17 protein-coding genes and 1 tRNA gene are annotated in these 19,748 nt (G+C 35.4%); 13 read left to right on the plus strand and 5 right to left on the minus strand.

What is annotated here, in order from left to right; translation table 11 throughout:
- Positions 1-6: 6 nt before the first annotated feature.
- The 6 genes from IV494_RS01950 (at position 7) to IV494_RS01975 (ending at position 6,719) form a co-directional block, all read left to right on the plus strand.
- Entirely contained in the window at positions 7-165 is a 159-nt protein-coding gene (locus IV494_RS01950) for a hypothetical protein (RefSeq protein ID WP_196078487.1), read from the plus strand.
- A gap of 199 nt (positions 166-364) precedes the next feature.
- Entirely contained in the window at positions 365-820 is a 456-nt protein-coding gene (locus IV494_RS01955; RefSeq protein ID WP_196078488.1) for a low affinity iron permease family protein, read from the plus strand.
- A 188-nt stretch (positions 821-1,008) separates the two neighbouring features.
- Positions 1,009-3,618 (plus strand): tetratricopeptide repeat protein, encoded by a 2,610-nt coding sequence (locus tag IV494_RS01960; RefSeq protein WP_196078489.1) that lies wholly within the window; start codon positions 1,009-1,011, stop codon positions 3,616-3,618.
- Entirely contained in the window at positions 3,615-4,271 is a 657-nt protein-coding gene (locus tag IV494_RS01965) for a response regulator (protein ID WP_196078490.1), read from the plus strand. Before IV494_RS01960 ends, IV494_RS01965 begins: the two co-directional genes overlap by 4 nt.
- A 131-nt stretch (positions 4,272-4,402) precedes the next feature.
- Positions 4,403-4,795 carry a response regulator gene (locus tag IV494_RS01970; protein ID WP_196078491.1) on the plus strand — a complete coding sequence of 131 codons (393 nt, stop codon included), beginning with the start codon at positions 4,403-4,405 and terminating at the stop codon, positions 4,793-4,795.
- Positions 4,796-4,934: 139 nt separating this feature from the next.
- Positions 4,935-6,719: an FG-GAP-like repeat-containing protein gene (locus tag IV494_RS01975; RefSeq protein ID WP_196078492.1), complete on the plus strand. Its 1,785-nt coding sequence runs from the start codon at positions 4,935-4,937 to the stop codon at positions 6,717-6,719.
- 340 nt (positions 6,720-7,059) lie between these two features.
- Here IV494_RS01975 and IV494_RS01980 read toward each other — a convergent pair whose 3' ends face one another.
- Positions 7,060-7,821: an XRE family transcriptional regulator gene (locus IV494_RS01980; protein ID WP_196078493.1), complete on the minus strand. Its 762-nt coding sequence runs from the start codon at positions 7,819-7,821 to the stop codon at positions 7,060-7,062.
- Positions 7,822-7,883: 62 nt separating this feature from the next.
- Here IV494_RS01980 and dinB point away from each other — a divergent pair, with 62 nt between their 5' ends.
- The 6 genes from dinB (at position 7,884) to IV494_RS02010 (ending at position 14,111) form a co-directional block, all read left to right on the plus strand.
- Positions 7,884-9,032, plus strand: a complete 1,149-nt coding sequence (gene dinB / locus IV494_RS01985; RefSeq protein WP_196078494.1) for a DNA polymerase IV — start codon at positions 7,884-7,886, stop codon at positions 9,030-9,032.
- A gap of 102 nt (positions 9,033-9,134) precedes the next feature.
- Positions 9,135-9,491 carry a type II toxin-antitoxin system RelE/ParE family toxin gene (locus IV494_RS01990; protein ID WP_196078495.1) on the plus strand — a complete coding sequence of 119 codons (357 nt, stop codon included), beginning with the start codon at positions 9,135-9,137 and terminating at the stop codon, positions 9,489-9,491.
- Positions 9,488-9,802 (plus strand): helix-turn-helix domain-containing protein, encoded by a 315-nt coding sequence (locus IV494_RS01995; protein ID WP_196078496.1) that lies wholly within the window; start codon positions 9,488-9,490, stop codon positions 9,800-9,802. The genes IV494_RS01990 and IV494_RS01995 overlap by 4 nt, the downstream gene beginning before the upstream one ends.
- A gap of 101 nt (positions 9,803-9,903) precedes the next feature.
- A complete protein-coding gene (locus tag IV494_RS02000; RefSeq protein ID WP_196078497.1) occupies positions 9,904-10,137 on the plus strand; it encodes an Imm27 family immunity protein in 234 nt (77 codons plus the stop codon).
- 495 nt (positions 10,138-10,632) lie between these two features.
- Positions 10,633-13,695 (plus strand): DNA polymerase III subunit alpha, encoded by a 3,063-nt coding sequence (locus IV494_RS02005; RefSeq protein WP_196078498.1) that lies wholly within the window; start codon positions 10,633-10,635, stop codon positions 13,693-13,695.
- Between the two features lie 107 nt (positions 13,696-13,802).
- Entirely contained in the window at positions 13,803-14,111 is a 309-nt protein-coding gene (locus tag IV494_RS02010; RefSeq protein ID WP_196078499.1) for a hypothetical protein, read from the plus strand.
- A 45-nt stretch (positions 14,112-14,156) separates the two neighbouring features.
- On the opposite strand, the gene IV494_RS02015 is transcribed toward IV494_RS02010, so the two are convergent.
- A complete protein-coding gene (locus IV494_RS02015; protein ID WP_196078500.1) occupies positions 14,157-15,302 on the minus strand; it encodes a methionine aminotransferase in 1,146 nt (381 codons plus the stop codon).
- A gap of 88 nt (positions 15,303-15,390) precedes the next feature.
- On the opposite strand from IV494_RS02015, the gene IV494_RS02020 reads away from it, so the two are divergent.
- Positions 15,391-16,401 (plus strand): M28 family metallopeptidase, encoded by a 1,011-nt coding sequence (locus IV494_RS02020; RefSeq protein WP_196078501.1) that lies wholly within the window; start codon positions 15,391-15,393, stop codon positions 16,399-16,401.
- A 90-nt stretch (positions 16,402-16,491) separates the two neighbouring features.
- Here the strand turns inward: IV494_RS02020 and IV494_RS02025 are convergent.
- The 3 genes from IV494_RS02025 to IV494_RS02035 form a co-directional block, all read right to left on the minus strand.
- A tRNA-Arg gene (locus tag IV494_RS02025) sits at positions 16,492-16,563 on the minus strand.
- Between the two features lie 494 nt (positions 16,564-17,057).
- Positions 17,058-18,542: a cryptochrome/photolyase family protein gene (locus IV494_RS02030; protein WP_196078502.1), complete on the minus strand. Its 1,485-nt coding sequence runs from the start codon at positions 18,540-18,542 to the stop codon at positions 17,058-17,060.
- Positions 18,543-18,557: 15 nt separating this feature from the next.
- The gene (locus IV494_RS02035; RefSeq protein WP_230379812.1) at positions 18,558-19,697 is read right to left on the minus strand and encodes an FAD-binding domain-containing protein; all 1,140 of its coding nucleotides are present in this window, start codon (positions 19,695-19,697) and stop codon (positions 18,558-18,560) included.
- Between the last annotated feature and the right edge of the window lie 51 nt (positions 19,698-19,748).

A 19,748-nucleotide genomic window follows, 5' to 3' on the forward strand; every position in this document is an offset into this window, starting at 1 on the left:
AGTATTATGAAATTAACTACAAATAATAAAACAGCCAAACTCCCAAAATCTTTTTACACCGGGATAAAATCGTTGATCGGCGGCATCAATCTGCTCAGCAATAAACAGATTCTGAAGGAAAAGGATAAATTAAACAACATGCGAAACGGAAAGGTTCGCGCTTAAATTTTCAACAGAAAGTCAACAGACTTTATCAATCATTAAAGCAATTTACGCATCGTAGATTGCTTTTTTAATTGTTAATGTCTTTAGGTTTAACTTATTCAGGATCAAACCGATAAAAACCATAAACTATCAAGAATATTTTATAAAATCTCACCGGTTTAGGCATAATTTTTTCTTTCGGAAATAAAAATCTTAAATCATGGCCACAAAAAATTTTTTCGAGAAATTTGCTAATGCTGCAACCACTTTCACTGGGAGTTCATCTGCATTTTTGGGAGCTTTGGCGATTGTCATTATCTGGGCTGCAACAGGTCCTGTTTTTCAGTATTCAGAAACCTGGCAATTGATCATTAATACGGGAACGACCATTATCACTTTTCTGATGGTTTTCTTAATTCAAAAAGCGCAGAATAAAGATTCTAAGGCCATCCAAATAAAATTGAACGAATTAATTGCCGCCAATAAAACCACGAGCAACAGGATTGTAAATATCGAAAATTTAACCGAAGAAGAACTGGATCGGATTCATAAATACTACGAAAAATTATCGGACGAAGCGGAGGAAGATGCAGATTTACATGCTTCCCATTCTATTGATGCGGCCACAAAAAATCAGGAAGAAAAATCAGAGTACTTTCGGAAAGAACATGTCTGATCATCTTTATAAACCAAAATAAACAACATTATTTAATCATTTTCCGCAGAGGTTCAAAACAAATTTTATGTTAAAATTTGAGCTTTGAATGTTTTTTCTGTAATATTGAAAGATCAATATTCATTGTGGAAGAACTTATAAAACGTTTTTTATCTCTAATAAAGTTGAAATTTAGTAATTTGGTAGTGATGCTTTTTTTAGTGTTCACCAATTTTTCGTTAGCAAAACCGCTAGCTTCTAGAAATGTGATCGACAGTTTAAAAAAAGAACTCAATCGAAATTCGATTGATGATCTGCAAAAATTTTCAATTTTTAATTCCTTAAGTATTTCTTACAGAAAAGTGTCTCCCGACAGCAGCATGCATTATGCAACAAAAGCTTTGGAACTGGCAAATAAATTGAAGTTGGAGAAAGAAAAAGGAGATGCGCTTCAAAATTTGGGGATCGCATATTTCTATGCAAATGACTTCAAAAAATCTTTAGATTATTTATACCAGTCTTTAAGCATAAGGGAAAAAATGGCAGATTCTGATAAAATTGCTCATACCTTAAACAGTATTGGGAATGTTTACTTTAATCTAAATAATGTTTCGGAAGCTCTTAAATTTTACAAACGATCTTTAGTACTTGCACGCAAGTTAGGCGACCAAAAAAGGGAAGCTTCCATTTTGAATAACATGGGAAGTTTGTACGTTTCTAACAATCGAATAGACACTGCTTATGTTATTTTAAATCAATCAATCGCAATACTTGAAAAGCAGCACGATTCTCCTACACTAAGCAGTTCTTATAACAATTTGGCCCTTTTGTACCGTAAAAACGAAGCGTATGAAAAGTCCTTGAAGTACGATCAAAAAGCCCTGAACATTAATAAAGAAATGGGGCGGAATTGGGAAATCTCTTATGTCTCCAATTCTATTGGTGAAACCTATTTGTTGATGAAAAATTATCAGAAGGCATTTGAATATTTTAGTGAAGGTTTACGTGTTGCTGAAACTTTACAAAATCAAGATGTTTTGCTTTTTAGTTATCGGTCGATGACAAAATACAACAATGCGGTAGGAAATCATGCTGAGTTTGATAATTATTTCAATAAATATGAATCAACCAAAGACGCTATTTTCACTACCCAAAATACGAACTCCATTGCAGAAATGCAGGTGAAGTATGAAACGGAGCGAAAGGAAAAGGAAAATGCCTTGCAGAAACTACAGATTACCAAAGAGCGAAGTTTAAAGAACACGTTTATTTATCTTTCTATTCTTGTTTTGGTCGCGGTAGTTATTCTCTTTTTCCGATTCAGGGTGAAGAAAAAACTCAGTTCCAAACTGGAAATTTTAGTTAATGAGAGAACGCATGATCTGCTCTTAAACCAATCGAAACTTACCGAAGCGCAACGTATCGGAAAATCTGGAAGCTGGGATTGGGATTTGGTGAATGATCAATTGAGCTGGTCCGATGAACTGCCTATTATTCTGGGGCGAAAAAACACGGAGATGAATTGGGTTACTATTTTGCGTACTGTTCATGTAGAAGACCGTCCTAAACTCATTGAAATTCTCCGAAAAAAATTTAGTGAGTTGGATTCCCATTTTGTTTTCGATTTTAGAATAGTAGCAAATAATACAATAGAAAAATATATTAGCGTTTACGCGGAATTAACGAAAGACAATTCAGGCAAAATAATTTTAGTTCAGGGAAATATTCAGGATGTCACCGAACGAAAACTCGCTGAACTCGCTTTAATTGAAAGTGAAGAGTTATACAGAAAATTAATTAGCGCTTCACCGGACGCTGTTTTCAAAATAAATGAAGAGGGCTTAATTGTTTTCGCAAGTCAGCAAAGCAAAAAACTTTTCAGAATTTCAGATGAAAGTTTGATTATCGGAACCCATATCAACGAATGGATTGTGAAAACGGATCAATTAAGAGTAATCGAAAATCTCACGTCGAAAAGTTCCGAAAAAAGCAACAGAGATACTGATATACTTTTACAGCGAAAAGATGGAAGCACTTTTTCGGGCGAGCTAAGAACTGCGATCATTAGTGATTCTGACGGAAAATCTACAGGATTAATTGTTGTGGTAAGAAATATCACCGACAGAAAGCAAATGGAACAGCGAATTTTGCGAAATACCATTGAAACCGAAGAGCGCGAAAGACAGCGTTTTTCAGAAGATCTGCATGATGGTTTAGGACCTTTATTATCTACGGCGAAGATTTATTTAGAATTAATTGCTGCTCGAATGGAGAAGCCTACTGAACAAAAGGAATTTATAAAAATGACAGATGATCTCCTACTAGAATCCATAAAAAGTACCCGTGAAATTGCAAATAATCTCACGCCAAATTTATTGAACGATTTTGGACTTATCGAAGCATTGAGTGTAAATGTGGAGAAGATCAATAAAATGAATACCATTTCTGTGGCTCTCAAAATTGATGAGAACTTTCCCGAGTTACCCAAGCAAACGGAAGTCGCTCTCTACAGAATTATTTCAGAATTACTCACTAATTCCCTGAAACACGCTTCCGCAACTAAAATAGATATTGCACTTTTAAAAACGCAAAAAGAAGTGAAAATTACCTATTCTGACAATGGAATTGGGTGCGATATTCAAAAAATACTTTCATCACCTTCGAAAGGTTTGGGCTTATCAAATATCACTTCACGCGTAAAATCCATTAACGGAAACTGTACTTTTAAATCAGTGCCCGGAGAATATTTTAGAACAAATATAACCTTATCACTCGTTGAAGAACACGAACAATACAATGCAAACTTTTTAAAAGCATGACAGACATTATTAAAATAATTTTGGTAGATGACCATCCGATTTTTTTGAAGGGACTTCGTTTAATGATCAACGAATGCAGTCAGTTTAAAGTCATCGGAGAAGCGACGAATGGGCAGGAGTTTTTGGAACTTTTGACCAACCTAACTCCAGATCTTGTTTTAATTGATATTAAAATGCCGGTGATGAATGGAGTCGACGCAACAAAAGAAGCAATAGAAAAATATCCTGATTTGAAAATTATGGCACTCACCATGTTTAGCGACTTGAAATATCTTCGGCTTATGGCTGAAGCTGGAGCGAGTGGATTTATCTTAAAAAGTATTGGTAAAGCGGAGTTGGAGTTTGCAATAAATACCTTGAAAATCGGTAAAACCTATTTTTCACCGCAATTACTCGCCGAATTTGCAGAGTTCGATCCTGCACAATCTTCAGGCATTTTTCTGGAGGATTTAAATGAGCGTCTTACCGAGCGGGAACTTGATGTTTTACAATATATTGTCAATGGTCTATCTACACAGGAAATTGCTGATAAATTATTTATAAGTAAACGAACAGTAGAAGGACATCGTGCTAATCTTATCGCTAAAACTGCGACGAGAAATGTTGTTGATCTCGTAATTTATGCCATTAGAAATAAATTGGCGATCGTATAAAAGAAATTCCTACAGCTTTTTTTAAGTTTTTTTCAACAGATATTTGATAAACTTGCTCTTCACATCAGGTATTTTTACGCTGTCTCACATCCACTTTTTACCCTAATTTCATCCTTTATAAAATGAGTTGAATGACAAAAATAGTAATTGTGGACCATCATGTTAGTTTCCGGCGGAGCTTGCGTTTAATGTTGCAGGAAATTCCGGAAGAAATTGAAATTACCGAAATCGATAGCAGCTTTAAATTTATTGACGATCTGAATCTTCTTTCCCCAGATCTTGTTTTGATGGACAGCAGATTATCACAACGGAGTGGAATTGAAACTGCAACAATCGCGCTCTCCAAAAAACCAACACTGCGTATTATTCTTCTTACCATGTTTAATGAAAATAAATATGTTCAAGAAGCTAAAAATGCAGGCATAAAAGGTCTACTTCCAAAACCGCCAAGTCTTTTAGAACTTAAAGAAGCTTATTGCGCTGTAATGAATGGCGGTTTTTATTTTCCTTCCAAATTAAAATAAATGGAAAAGCAGAAACTTTAAAATCACGTAAAAATACGCTTACGCAGAGCAACCAAATAAATTAACTTCGCCAGTAAAGATCTACTAAATTACACTTAATGATCTCCTCTATTTTATCACCAAATTAAAAAAAAATATTATGAAAAAAAACTCCTTATTTAAGTTTCAGAAAAGTCGCACCGCTCTGTTGTGTGGGATGATGATCAGTTTTGTATCTGCTTCTTCTTTAAGTGCTCAGTATTTTACGAAAGTAAATACGGGAACGCTGGTAGAAACACCGATAAAAACATATAGTGCTTCATTTGCAGATTACAATAATGATGGATTTGATGATGTTTTAATTGTTGGAACTATTGATGGCGCCACTAGTACTTTATTTGTAAATAATGGAGACGGAACTTTTACTGCAAAGACAGACAACGTTATTCACAGCACAGTTGGACCGTCAATTGCGTGCACTTGGGGAGATTATAATAATGACGGAAATATAGATCTTTACATTTGTAACAGCGGAAACAGTGGCGCTGCGCAATCTGTCAATTTTTTATACCGTAATGATGGAAACGGCGTTTTCACGAGAATTTTGACGGGTGATATTGTAACAGATCAGGATTGGTCATTGGGCGCAGCTTGGGCAGATTATGATAATGATGGTTTTTTAGATTTATATGTTGCAAATTTTGAGCAGCCAAATCGCCTTTATCATAATAATGGAGATGGTACTTTTACTAAAATTACGACAGGTGCAATTGTTACCGATGACTTTAATACCTACAGCGCATCTTGGGTAGATTATGACAATGATGGTTTTCAGGATATGTATGTGGTGAACTATTTTAATAATTCTTTGCCGGGACAGAATAACTGTCTGTATCACAACAATGGCGACGGAACGTTCACAAAAAATACCACTTCTCTCATCGCAAATGATTTGTCGGCTTCTCAGGGAAGTTCGTGGGGAGATTACAATAACGATGGTTTGATGGATCTTTTTATGACGGTAAATGATTTCGCCGATATCAAACACAATTTTCTCTACAAAAATTTAGGTGGCGGAAATTTTGAAGTAGCGAATGCAGCTCCTTCAATTGATGGTGGAGCAGGTTTCGGATCCGCCTGGCTTGATATGAATAATGATGGTTTTCTTGATCTTACCGTTTCAAATAACGGAAGTACCGCAAAACGGCTGAATAAATTATATCTTAATAATGGTGATGGTACTTTTACGAATCAAGCTGCAGATGATGCTACTACTACACCAATTCGGGATTATTGTTCTACTATTTCAGATTATAATAATGATGGTTATCCCGATATTTTCACCCCTTCTTATTCTACAACGATCGTTCACGGATTGTATAAAAATAATGGCGGTACCAATAATTGGATCAGTTTGCGTTTGCAAGGCGTACAATCTAACCGTTCTGGGATTGGTGCCCGAGTTGTTTGTTATGCCAATGGCAAAGTTCAAACAAGACAGGTTTCTTCTGCTTCAGGTGAATATACCGGCAGTACGCTCGTTCAAACTTTTGGTCTTGGAACTGCAACGGTGATTGATAAAATTGAAATTTTCTGGCCATCAGGAATTCAGCAAGTAATTACGAATCCCGCAAAAAATCAGATTTATAATATTTTGGAAACTGCTACTTTAGCAACCACAGAAAATACAAATAGTAAATCTCTTTCAATCTATCCAAATCCTGCAAAATCTGATGGAAATGTATATGTTAAATCAATGAAAAGTGGGAACTATGATTTGACCTTAACCAATTATGTGGGTCAACGAATTAAGAATTTAAAAGTTAACCTTGAAAGCGGAAAAAGTAAATCAATAAATCTCGGATTGTTACAGCCAGGAGTTTATATCATCTCCGCTTCAAATAAAGAAGATCGATCTTCCCAAAAGCTGATCATCACAAAATAATATTTGAAAAGTATTATTAATCAAGACTGAAAATTACACTTTACTGCAATTTATACCTCTCAAATCATTTTGGATTTGAGAGGTTTTTTATACATTTAAATTGGCATCAGAAATGTTAAAAAATTTCCATTTTCGAAGTCTCGTCCAAGAGACGAGACGAGTTTTGGGGATTTTAGAATTAGATTATTATTTAGCCTGAGTTTCCAAGCCTTGAATTTTCGGTTTTTTTGTTTCAAGACAAAAGGATAAGAGAAAGAATTTCCACCCACCTTAATTTTCCCTGGAAAATCTTAATCTTCCTTCATCCCTTAATCATCTTAATGTTGAAAAATCCTAAAAGTTATTTTCTTTTAATCAAATCAATCTCCTTCTTCAAACTCAAAAACATCTCCTTCACCGTCATCATATCCAAAGTTTCCGTTTCAAATTCGGCCGTGTTAATACTGCACGCATATTCCCAAATCTCTACCAGGTCAGAAAGTTTAATATCATAAGGTTTATACAGCGGATTATCTGAACTCACCGTGATATTTCTCGACGTTTTCTTTTCAAATCTTTTGTAAACAACACCTTCATTTTGAGTGATAAAAATATAGGTTTTGTTGTTTTTCAGATCATTCACATTTTCCACATATTTCCCTACGATATACGTTCCATTTTTAAAAGGCGGCATCGAATCTCCTGTTGCGGGAAAAGCCCGGAATTTTCCGTTCCTCAAAAAAGGAAGAGAAATGGTTTGCAACTTTTCAATATATTCCGGATCACTGTAACCTTGAAGATAACCCATTTGAGCTTTTTCCGGAATAATTTCTATTTTGTTTTCCCCTTTTTCATCTACCATGATCGGAAGAATAACGCGGTTATCCGGCAACTGCATCATCTTTTCCAAAGAGTATTTTCGAACATCCATTCCCACCAGTAAATCAATACTCACGCGGTAATATTTAGAGATCCGAATGAGAAGTTCAATAGGCGGTTCTGTCGCGCCATCTTCATATTTTGCGTACCGTCCGCGCGTAATGATAAGGTCGTCGGCGATTTTCTGTTGCGAGTATTTTTGCTGAGCTCTCAGATACCGCATGTTTTCTGCTAAAATTGACATTGCTATAAATTATACCAACAAAGATACAAAAATTTGATATAAATCGTACTAATTTTGTCCACATGGAAAGAGCAATTGCACATATGGATCTGGACACTTTTTTTGTGTCTTGCGAAAGGTTACAGGAACCAAAACTGAACGGAATTCCCGTCATCATCGGAGGTGGCGATCGTGGAGTAGTCGCGTCTTGCTCCTACGAAGCGCGCTATTTTGGCGTACGTTCTGCAATGCCAATTAAGATGGCTTTAAGGTTATGTCCGGAAGCTAAAGTTATTCGTGGAGACTACGAAAGATATTCAAAATTCTCCAAAGAAGTCACCGAAATTATTCAGGAAAAAGTCCCGGTTTTAGAAAAAGCCAGCATCGATGAATTTTATATGGATCTCTCTGGAATGGATCAATTTTTTGGGTGTTATCAATGGACCAAAGAAATTGCAGATTCTGTCACGAAAAATACAGGTTTGCCCATCAGTTTTGCTTTGTCCACGAACAAGACAGTTTCCAAAATCGGGACTGGAGAATCGAAACCTGTCGGAAGATTAGATATTCCGGCTCAAAATATAAAACCTTTCCTAAATCCTTTATCGGTGCGCAAAATCCCGATGGTGGGAGACGTCACTTTCCAATTGCTTTCCCGCGTCGGAATTCGAACCATTCAGACTTTATCAGAAATGCCAGTTCTTGTTTTGCAGCAAATGATCGGTAAAAATGGGGGCGAACTCTGGAAAAAAGCTAACGGAATTGATCTCACACCAGTTGTCCCGTATTCCGAAAGAAAATCACTCTCCAGCGAACATACTTTTACAAATGATACCATGGATATTTTCGAATTAAAGAGATTAATTTCTGCCATGGCCGAATCTTTAGCTTATCAACTTCGACAAGAAAAATGGCTGACTTCCACCGTAGTTTTAAAAATTCGCTATGCCAATTTCGATACCGAAACCAAACAGTGTAAAATTTCTTATACATCGATCGATCACACTTTAGCCAGAGTCGCGCTGGATTTATTTGAAAGACTTTACACGCGGCGAATGCGACTGCGATTGATTGGATTACGGTTTACGAATCTGGTTCACGGAACCTATCAAATGAATTTATTTGAAGACAGCGAAGAACTCATGAATCTCTATCAAGCTATGGATCGCATGAAAAACCGCTTCGGTAAAAATGCTCTAGGACGAGCTTCGGGATTTGAGTTGGTTTGTTGAAATGTACAAAATAATGTCATATTCGATAAACATAAATAAAATAAATCTGGCAGGTTTCATTATAGCGAAACTTTGTTTACCTTTGAATTAACCGAATATCTAATGAAAAATCTTTTTGAAATTATCTTTTTAGAGGAAGTATTTCAGTTTTTAAGTGGACTTGAAAAAAAGCATTATGAAAAAATTCTTTACAATATTCGTAAGTCTCAAATCAGTCATGATCCGGAACTTTTTAAAAAATTGACAGATGAAATTTGGGAATTTAGAACGCTTTATCAAGGTCTTCAATACCGGCTTCTTGCATTTTGGGATAAAACTTCTCCCACACAAACACTGGTTATTTCAACCCATGGATTTATAAAGAAGAGAAGTAAAGTTCCTGATAATGAAGTTCAAAAAGCAACTAATGCAAGAGTTAAATATTTTGCAGATCAACAATTAAAAAATAAGAAAAAATGAAAACATATACTTTAAATCAAGTTCAAGATCAATTGATAGGAGAAATCGGAACCACTGAACGTGACCTATTTGAATATGAACTTCAAATGGATTTAATTGGTAAGGCAATAAAGGAAACCAGAATTGAAAGAAATTTGACCCAAGAAGAATTAGGGAAATTAGTAGGAGTACAAAAAGCTCAAATATCCCGATTAGAAAGTAACGCCAGTAATGCAACAATAGACACTTTATTGAAAGTTTTCACTGCTTTAAAGGCCAAAGTAAAATTACAGGTAGAACTGCCAAATTTGAATATTAGTGTGGGAAAATAGTATAATTAAATATATTCATATTATAAGATTGAAAGTATTAAAAAAAACTCCTTCATCCCAAATCTTAAAATTGATAAACAGTAAAAATCTCAAACTAAAAAATGACTAAAAAAATTTTAAAAGGTGAAAGTCTTATTAAAAAGAAGAGAAGTTTACAAAAAGTTGGGACAGATGAAAACGGCTGGAATATATATTACATAGCAGATAATTTTGAAAAATGGGTTGAAGAATATCCTAATTCCGAATTTCACGGTGGTGGAATGCCTCAACTTCGATTAATACAAGAATTTCCTTTAGGAATAGGTTTTAAGTTTCCCAATAAATTATTGAAATGACATATTTTTTTAAATCTTAATATTGCTTAAACCCTTTCCGTCTCTATGTTCAAGAATATTTTTAACCACAAAATTTTTATTGTTTTTAAGTTCTTCAAAAAAAACTCGAGTAAAAATTCCTTTAGAAAACCTTAGAATTTGTTTGAAACTTATTCAAACACATAAGGCACATAAGATTAGAGAATAATCATGTAAAAAATAGAACAAATCAGGTGAAAATCTTTGATTTTTGAAACTAATGTGTGCTCTCAACAGTGAAAGATATAAATCTCTAATGTGACTTATGTGTTTACATTTCTTTTATCGAATTTAAAAAGGATTAAAATTCTCTTCATTTCTCGGTGTCTGGAATTCCGAAATATTTTCAACCGCAAAGTCGCAAAAGTTTTATTTTTTAGTCATTTAAAAAATCAAAAAAAGTGCATCAGAATTTCTCTTACTAAGTCAAAGGTGTTGCGTTAAAAATTAAAAATCTAAAATTCATAATTAATAGTCGTGTTCCTCAATTCTCACACTTTCCACAGCCTTCGTTACGGCACTTTATCAGTTGAAGAACTGGTGAAGCAAGCCTTCGATTCTGGTGCAAAAGAATTGGTTTTGACTGATATCAATACCGTAACCGCGATTTATGACTTTAAAAAAGAATGTGAAAAATTCGACATCAAACCAATTGTTGGAGTAGAAATTCGGAAAGAAAATCAACTCCTTTATATTACCATTGCAAAAGATGAAACCGGAATTGCAGAGATCAACCGTTTGCTTACGAATCATAATTGCGACGGCGCAGAACTTCCACAAGTTTCTCCCAATTTTCAAAAAGTATTTGTCATTTATCCGCTTCAAAATATTCCGGAGGAGTTAAAGGAAAACGAATTTATCGGCGTTCGGGCAGAAGAATTGAATGTTTTAATTCGACCTGAATGGAAAAAGTTTTTAGACAAAATGGTCGTGTTGCATCCGATCACATTTAAAACGAAAAAGGATTTCAATCTTCATAAAATTTTACGTGCGATTGATCAAAATACATTGATTTCGAAACTTTCAGAAACTGATTGTTGTTATCCAAATGAAGTTTTTCAGCCCGTAGAAATAATCGCAGAACAGTTTAAAAATCACCCGAAAATCATTGAAAATACCCAATATATTTTGGACGAATGTTCTTTCAATTTTGATTTTAAAACGCCTAAAAATAAAATCCATTTTACGCGAAATAAAAAAAATGACGATGCTCTTTTAAGGAAATTCGCCTACGATGGCTTAGAAAAAAGATATCCGGAAAAATCAAAAGAGGTCATCGATCGTATTGAAAAAGAACTGAAAGTAATTACCGATCTGAACTTTTCGGGCTATTTTTTGATTACTTTAGATATTGTAAAATACAGCATCAGTCGTGGTTTTCTGCATGTCGGACGGGGAAGTGGCGCCAATAGTATCGTAAGTTATTTGCTCGGAATTACAGAAATTTGTCCCATTGAACTCAATCTTTATTTTGAACGTTTCCTTAATAAAAACCGAAACAATCCACCTGATTTTGATATTGACTGGAGTTGGCGTGAACGCGATGAGATTTTAACTTATATTTTTGAACGCTACGGAAGAGAGCATGTCGCATTTTGTGGAACAAATGTCGAATTTAAGTATCGCTCCATCTTTCGGGAAGTTGGGAAAGCATTTGGTTTACCCAAAGAAGAACTCGATGTTCTGGCGAAAAATCCCATGGCAACGCACGATGATAATAAAGTCGTGAAACTCGTCCAAAAATACGGAATGTTGCTGGAGAAATTCCCGAATCAACGCAGCATGCATTCCTGTGGAATCATCATTTCCCAGGAACCGATTACGAATTATACCGCTTTGGAAATGCCGCCGAAAGGTTTCCCGATTGTTCAATTTGACATGAATGTCGCAGAAGATATTGGCTTCGAAAAGTTTGATATTCTTTCCCAGCGTGGATTGGGAACGATTAAAGATACTTTGGAACTCGTGAAAATAAATCAAGGAGTTACCATTGATATTCACAATACAACAGTTTTTAAAAATGATAAAAACTGCAACAATTATTTAAGCATCGGAAAAACAATTGGGTGTTTTTATATCGAAAGTCCTGCGATGCGTGGATTGCTACGGCGTTTGAAATGTGAAGATTATAAAACTTTAGTCGCTGCTTCCTCTATTATTCGTCCCGGTGTGGCGAAAAGTGGCATGATGAAGGAATATATTTTCCGACATAACAATCCTACTAAGTTTGAATATTTCCATGATGTTTTTAAAGAGCAACTCGGCGAAACCTATGGAATTATGGTTTATCAGGAAGATGTAATTAAAATCGCTTTACATTTTGGCGGTGTTTCTGCAGATGATGGCGATGTTTTGCGACGAGCGATGAGTGGAAAAAGTCGGTCGATTCAAAAGCTACAGGAAGTTCGCGATAATTTCTTTAAATCCTGTGCGGAACAAGGGCATCCGGAACAATTATCGAAGGAAGTGTATCGACAGATCGAATCTTTTGCGGGTTACTCTTTTTGCAAGGCACATTCGGCTTCTTATGCCGTAGAAAGTTATCAAAGTTTGTATTTAAAGGTTTATTATCCGATCGAGTTTATGGTTTCGGCCATCAACAATGGTGGTGGATTTTACCGGACGGAAGTTTATGTTCATGAATGCAGAATGGGCGGTGGAAAAATTCATAATCCGTGTGTGAACAAGAGTTTGTTTGAAACCACGGTTTATGGGGAAGATGTTTTTTTAGGTTTTATGCATATTGAAAAACTAGAAAGCAGAATTGCCAATTTTATTCCGGAAGAAAGAAGAAAAAATGGAGATTATGTTTCTTTGGAAAATTTTATTAAACGCGTTCCAGTGGGAATTGAAACTTTACAAACTTTAATTTTTGTAGGTGCTTTTCGATTTACGGGAAAACCTAAAAATGAGTTGTTGATTGAAGCGAGATTATTAATGATCCACTTCAAACCGGAATATCGGTTGCCGACTTTCTTTGAAACTCCGGTTCAGGAATATCAACTTCCAGTATTGAACAGAAACCGATTTGAGGATGCTTTCGACGAAATAGAAATCCTCGGATTTTCGGTTTCCTGCAGTCCTTTTGATTTGTTGCAAACGAATTACAGGGGAATTATTATGGCGAGACATTTACCGCAACATCATAAACGACAGGTGAGAATGTTGGCTTATTTAATTTCCAGAAAGCACGTTCCAACTAAAAAGGGAACGATGTTTTTCGGAACCTGGATCGATGCGGAAGGAAACTTTTTCGATACGGCGCATTTTCCGGATAATTTGCAGAAGTATCCTTTTCAGGGAGGCGGTTGTTATTTGTTATTGGGAATGGTAGAAGTTGATTTTCATTTCCCGACGATTACGATTTTCAAGATGGCGAAAATGCCGTTTATTCCAGATCCGCGTTACGCGGAAGATCAAGAAAAAAGTTATGAAGTTCACAAAAAAATTAATGAAGATGTGAGTATGACGACGAGAAATCCTTATCCGCAGGAACATGAGATTGGGTTGCCGCGGAATAAAATGGTGGTGGAGAAATAGTAAAATATCTAAAAAATTTTCAATATTGAAATGATTATTACTAAGAATATATTTGTTTGATAAAGACTTTGAGGATAATTTTTAAATTTGTTTAAATCTTTTATGCGATGAAATCTACACGGGAAATTTTCAACTACAATCCTTCCTTACTTGAAGAAGCAGAGGTAATCGAGCTTTTGGAATATTGCGGGGAACTGGAAACCGAAATTATAGAATTCAAATTTGAGAAATCGAACAGCAAAGAATTAGCAATGATCGATATGCTGCAGGAAGTGATAAAAGGATGCAGTGATTTGGAAAAAGAACAGATGGAACACGACCGTTTTGGGTACGAAGCTCCAAATTATCAGAACGCAATTTTAAGCTTAAAAAAATATATTTTGGACCGCTGCAGAGAGGAGAAAATCTGGCTGTAATATATATTTTGTTTAGACTAAATTTTACAATAAAAATCAGGTTTTTTATCCCAAATATCTCCTCAAATTCTCCACGGCTTTTAAAATAGTCTCTTCTTTTTTCGCAAAACAAAATCTCACGTTTCCTGTACTTTTTTGATCATGGTAAAAAGCAGAAACTGGAATCGTAGCGACTTTTGCTTTTTCGGTAAGCCAAACTGCGAAGTCTTTATCTGAAAGTTCAGAAATATTTTTAAAACTGAGAATTTGAAAATATCCCGCTTCGGCTTTTTCATTTAAAGTAAAAGGCAAATCTTGAATTTCATTGAGAAAAAAATCTCTTTTCTGCTGCATGATTTTTTGATTTTCTTTTGGCTCAAAAACTTCTAGATATTTGGCTAAAGCGTATTGAGCCAGCGCATTTACACTGAAAGCGAGATATTGATGAACGCGACGGTACGCTTGGGAAAGTTCGGGAGAAGCCAAAACATAACCGACTTTCCAACCCGTGATGTGGAACATTTTGCCAAATGAAAAAATGCTGAAACATCTTTCCCGAAGTTTTGGATGATGAAAAGCGCTGTAAAATTCATTTTGATCGTACGTTAGAATATCATAAACCTCGTCTGAAATGATAATGATTTCGGTGTTTTCAACGAGATCAGAAAGTTGATTGAAATCTTCTTTTTTCCAGATTTTACCGGAAGGATTGTGTGGTGAATTGATGATAATGGCTTTTGTCTTTTCGGTGATGGCTTTTTTTAAAGCTTCAAAATTAACTTTAAAATCATCATTAAGACTTACAAAAATTGGTTTTCCACCATTCATTTCAATCGCCGGAACGTAAGAATCATAATTGGGTTCGAGAACAATTACTTCATCACCAAAACTAATGACAGAAGCTAATGCCGTATAAATTCCGTAAGTTGCGCCGGGAGAAATGGTGATATTTTCTTTGCTCACAGAAATAGGAATTGTTCTCTTGTTATTAAATTCAATAAGATTTTCAATGAGCAACGGATTTCCCGACATTGGGGCATATTGATTAAAGTTTTTTTCTGCCGCTTCACACAGCAGTTTTTTCAAACGGTCATCAATTTCATAATCTGGAAATCCCTGAGAAAGATTCACCGCCTCCTGTTTTTGAGCGAGCGCTGTCATCTCAGAAAAGATCGTGTTGTCGGAACCGGAGTGCTTTTTCGGAAGAAACATATTTTAGTTTTTATCAAAATTACTTAAAAAAACGATTGAGCTATCCTAAAAATAAAACTTATCTTTAGGCTTGAAAAATTGATAAAAGATGAAAAATTCAAAATTACTGATACCGATTATTGCGTTCGCTTTACTACAAAGTTGCGCGGCAAATCTATCTTATTCAGGTTCACCCTTTAAAAAATCTTATGAGTCGATCACTTCTGCTGATTTGAAAACAAATCTTTATGTCGTAGCTGGCGATGAAATGGAAGGTCGTGATACCGGAAGTGAAGGTCAGAAAAAGGCAGGTCGCTATTTGATTGAACAGTACCAGAAAATGGGAGTTTCTCACCCGAAATCGATGAGTTCTTATTACCAGATCGTACCAAAAGAAGCTTTGATGGGAAGAAGGGGAAATTTACCTGAATCTGAAAATATTTTAGCGTTTATCGAAGGTTCAGAAAAACCGGAAGAAGTAATTGTGATTTCTGCACATTACGATCATCTTGGAATGAAAGATGGTCAAATTTACAACGGTGCAGATGATGACGGTAGTGGCACAGTAGCTGTTCTGGAAATTGCAAAGGCTTTTCAAATGGCAAAAAAATCTGGTAACGGGCCGAAACGTTCGATCTTATTTTTACATGTTACGGGCGAGGAACACGGACTTTTGGGTTCAAAATATTACGCAGACAATCCAGTTTTTCCCATGGCAAATACGGTTGTTGATCTGAATATCGATATGATCGGAAGATGCGATCCTGCGAACTGTGGAAAAGATTATGTTTACGTGATCGGGTCTGAAATGTTGAGTAAAGAATTAAAGAGGATCAATGTCGCAGCCAACGCTGCAACCGTAAAATTAGAACTGAATTACAAATACGACGATCCGAATGATACGGAAAGATTGTATTACCGTTCTGATCATTATAACTTCGCGAAAAACGGAGTTCCGGTTGCTTTTTACTTTGACGGTATTCACGCCGATTATCACAAACCAAGTGACACGCCGGATAAAATTGATTACGTTGCTTTACAAAAACGTGCGCAGTTGGTTTTCGCTACAGCTTGGGAAATTGCGAACAGAAAGGAGCGAATTATGGTAGATAAGAAATAGAAGAGCCAAGATAAAAGGTACAAGAGCCAAGTGGAAAGTAGAGGAGCGAAAAATGTTTCTTTTTACTAGTTACCTGGCTCTTTCTCTTAGTAGCTTCACCGGGAATCGAACCCGGATCTAAAGTTTAGGAAACTCTTATTCTATCCGTTGAACTATGAAGCCGGAAGTAAATCAAATTTAAGAATTTTTAGGGAGTGCTAAAAAAGAATCCACTCTTTAGAAGTGGATTCAGTAGATAAGAAAATCTCATTTTTTAGTTAAACACCAAGAAAAAAGAGAAGCCGACGGTGCTTCTCTTAAATTTTTACATTCAATAATAATTTTGAACTCGATAAAAAGAAATTGATCATCATCTCAATTTTATTTATAAGTAAAAATAGTAATTATTTTCATGTTGAATGTGAATTTAATGTTAAAATTAACAGCTTACTAACATTTTTTTGTGGATAAGTGGCTGATTATGACGAATGTTAGCGATGATAACTGAAAATGAAAATAGATTTCTTCTATTTTGTAGAATAAACAAAATTTTATTCTAGTCCCGATTGAAGTGGAAATCCTTTTTGTTTTGGCGCAAGACAAAACAAAAAGATTGTAACAGAAAGCGGGTGGAATCTTCGGGAGAGAAAACAATCTTCTAACTCCTAATAAAGAAACTAAATACCATCTAAACTTTTCAGAAATTCATTCGCGTACTTTAAATGAGCTTCTTTTTTTTCAGGATCCATTTTTTGAAAGGAATAATGCATCATTGAAACGCGTGGATTTTTTTTGAAAAATTCTTCCTGCGTTCCCACAAACCGCCAAAATAGTCCGTCCCAAATTTTTTCCCAATCGCCCGTAGAATAATCACTCATTTTTTTGATGTAATTGGAGCCGCTCAAATAGGGTTTCGTGGCGAAAGTTCCGCCGTCTGCAAACTGACTCATCCCATAAATATTGGGAACCATGACCCAATCGTAAGCGTCGATGAAGAGTTCCATGAACCATTTATAGACTTCTTTTGGATTAAATTCGCAGAGCAGCATGAAGTTTCCGAGGATCATCAAACGTTCGATATGATGGCAGTAAGCATTTTTCATCACTTTTTTAATGGTTTCGTCGATGGGCTGAATTCCGGTGGTGCCATCATAAAAACTCTTTGGAATTTTTCGGGTGAAGTTGAAGAAATTCTGCGTGCGGGAAAACCGACCTTTGTAAAGATACATTCCGTGCATAAATTCGCGCCAACCGATAATTTGTCGAATAAAACCTTCCAGAGAATTCAGTGGAATTTTATTTTTCTGCGAAAAAATCAGCGTTTGATTAATGACGTCAACGGGTTGTAAAAGTCCGGAATTGAGGAGCGGAGAAAGCACGCTGTGATTCAGAAATGCCTCTTTTTCTACGATGGAATCTTCAAAAATTCCAAAATCCTGGAAACGGTAATCGAAAAACTGCTGAAGCCAGTTTTGAGATTCTTCATGAGTGATCGGGTAGAGCGGATTTTTGGAAAGTTCCCCGGGATTATTTTTAAACTTTTCTTCGGTGTATTTTAGAGCTTCCTTCCAGAACTCTGAGTTTTCGGGAAAATGAATTGGAGGTGGAGTTTTGGTTTTGGGATATTTCTTCCGATTATCAACATCGAAAGTCCATTTTTCACCTTCAGGTTTTCCGTCGTCCGTCATCAAAATATTAAGGCGAATTCTTTCCTGTTTGTAAAATGCCGTTTGAAAATAAAACTTTTTTTCAGGGTTAAAGAATTCCGCTAAATCACTATTGTTATTAATGAATTGGGGAGAGTCGAGAATGTTGAGTTGTATGTTTTCGCAAACTTTTTTTAATCTGCGTTCCAGCCAATCGTCGCTTGGACAAACGACATTTATTTCCGTTACCTTTTTTTTATCAACTTCGACATGAAAATTTCTGATGTCGGATAATTCGTCGTGACTGTTAATGTAAATTACTTTCGCCTCTTTCTTTTCTAAATAAGTTTGAAAAAATTTCATAGAAGCTCGATGGAATGCGATTTTCTGCTTATGAAATTTCAATTCCTTAAAAAATAGGTACTCTTCAATTAAATAAATATCACCACCGTTCTCAAGCAAAGCATGATTTTGAAATAATTGATTTGGGAAAATAAGATTGATCGATCTGGACATTAATTTTTGAGGTTTTTATCTGGTTTCAAATTCTTTTTGCAATTCTTTTTTGATTTTTTTCCAGTAAGAAAAAAAAGAAGGGAAATCTCCTTCTAAAGTGGAAAGCGATTTGCGGTTTTGCTTTGTTCCTAAGTAATGCAAATTTGTTGGATGGTCTTTGTAGTGCAGATTTTCAGAAGAAATTATTGCATGCAGATCTGCAAATTCTCCAACGAAAACTTTAAGATCAGGAATGTTTTTGGATAATTCCAAAGCAAAGTTGAGTACTATCTTGGAAACGGGAAATTTTTCAAAAAAGGAAGGTTCGAGAAGTAAGACGTGTTGGTAATTTTCCGCAGATTTCCAACTTGGATTTAGATTGTAATAATTAAATATCAACGTTTTCTCATTTGTAACAACGTCGCTCTTTAAAAAATTTAGTGAAGTTTTCAAATTAAACTTTTCAGTTTCTTTTAAAATTTCGGGCGTTTTTATAGTTTCAAATTCTGAATAATCAACATCCAGAAAGGTATTTTTCTGAGTTCCGCCAAAATACTTATTCAGATTATCCTGGTTCGCAAAATACTTTTTATTAGAAAAACTTCCGGCGACCCATTGCCAACTGAAATGATTGCTTGCCAAATCTCCGTCCAGTAAATTACTGTAAAGCCATTTCGCCGGTTCTGACCAATGACAATGCGCAATATTGCAACAAACTGAAGCCAGATACATTCGCAAATGATTGTGAAGATATCCAGTTTCGTAAAGGGTTTTTACGGCTTCATCTAAAATTTGAATACCAGTTTCACCTTTTAAAATCGAAGCTGGAAATCCGTGATTTTCTACATTTTCCTGCGGTTGTTTAAGATCTGAAAAAATTTGGGTTCCTTTTTCTTTCCAGACACTTTGAAAAAAATCGCGCCAAGCTAATTCCTGCACCAATCTTTCGACCTGAAACCATTCTAAATCCAATGTTTTTAAATGATCAAAAATATCGCGCGTGGAAATAACGCCCCGAGAAATGTAGGGACTTAATTTAGTTACTGCGCCGTTTTTAAAATTACGGGTGATGCCATATTGAATGGGATCAATTTCTTGAATTCTTTGCTGGATTTCTGAAATGGATGTGGGGAATTCGATGGTAGGTAATTTATAATTATTGAAATCATTGTTCAATTTACTTTAAAATTGAAACGGAATAAATTTATAAAAAAGAATTTGAACCTG

Origin of the sequence: Kaistella gelatinilytica, from assembly GCF_015679325.1 — a bacterium.
GTDB classification, from domain to species: domain Bacteria; phylum Bacteroidota; class Bacteroidia; order Flavobacteriales; family Weeksellaceae; genus Kaistella; species Kaistella gelatinilytica.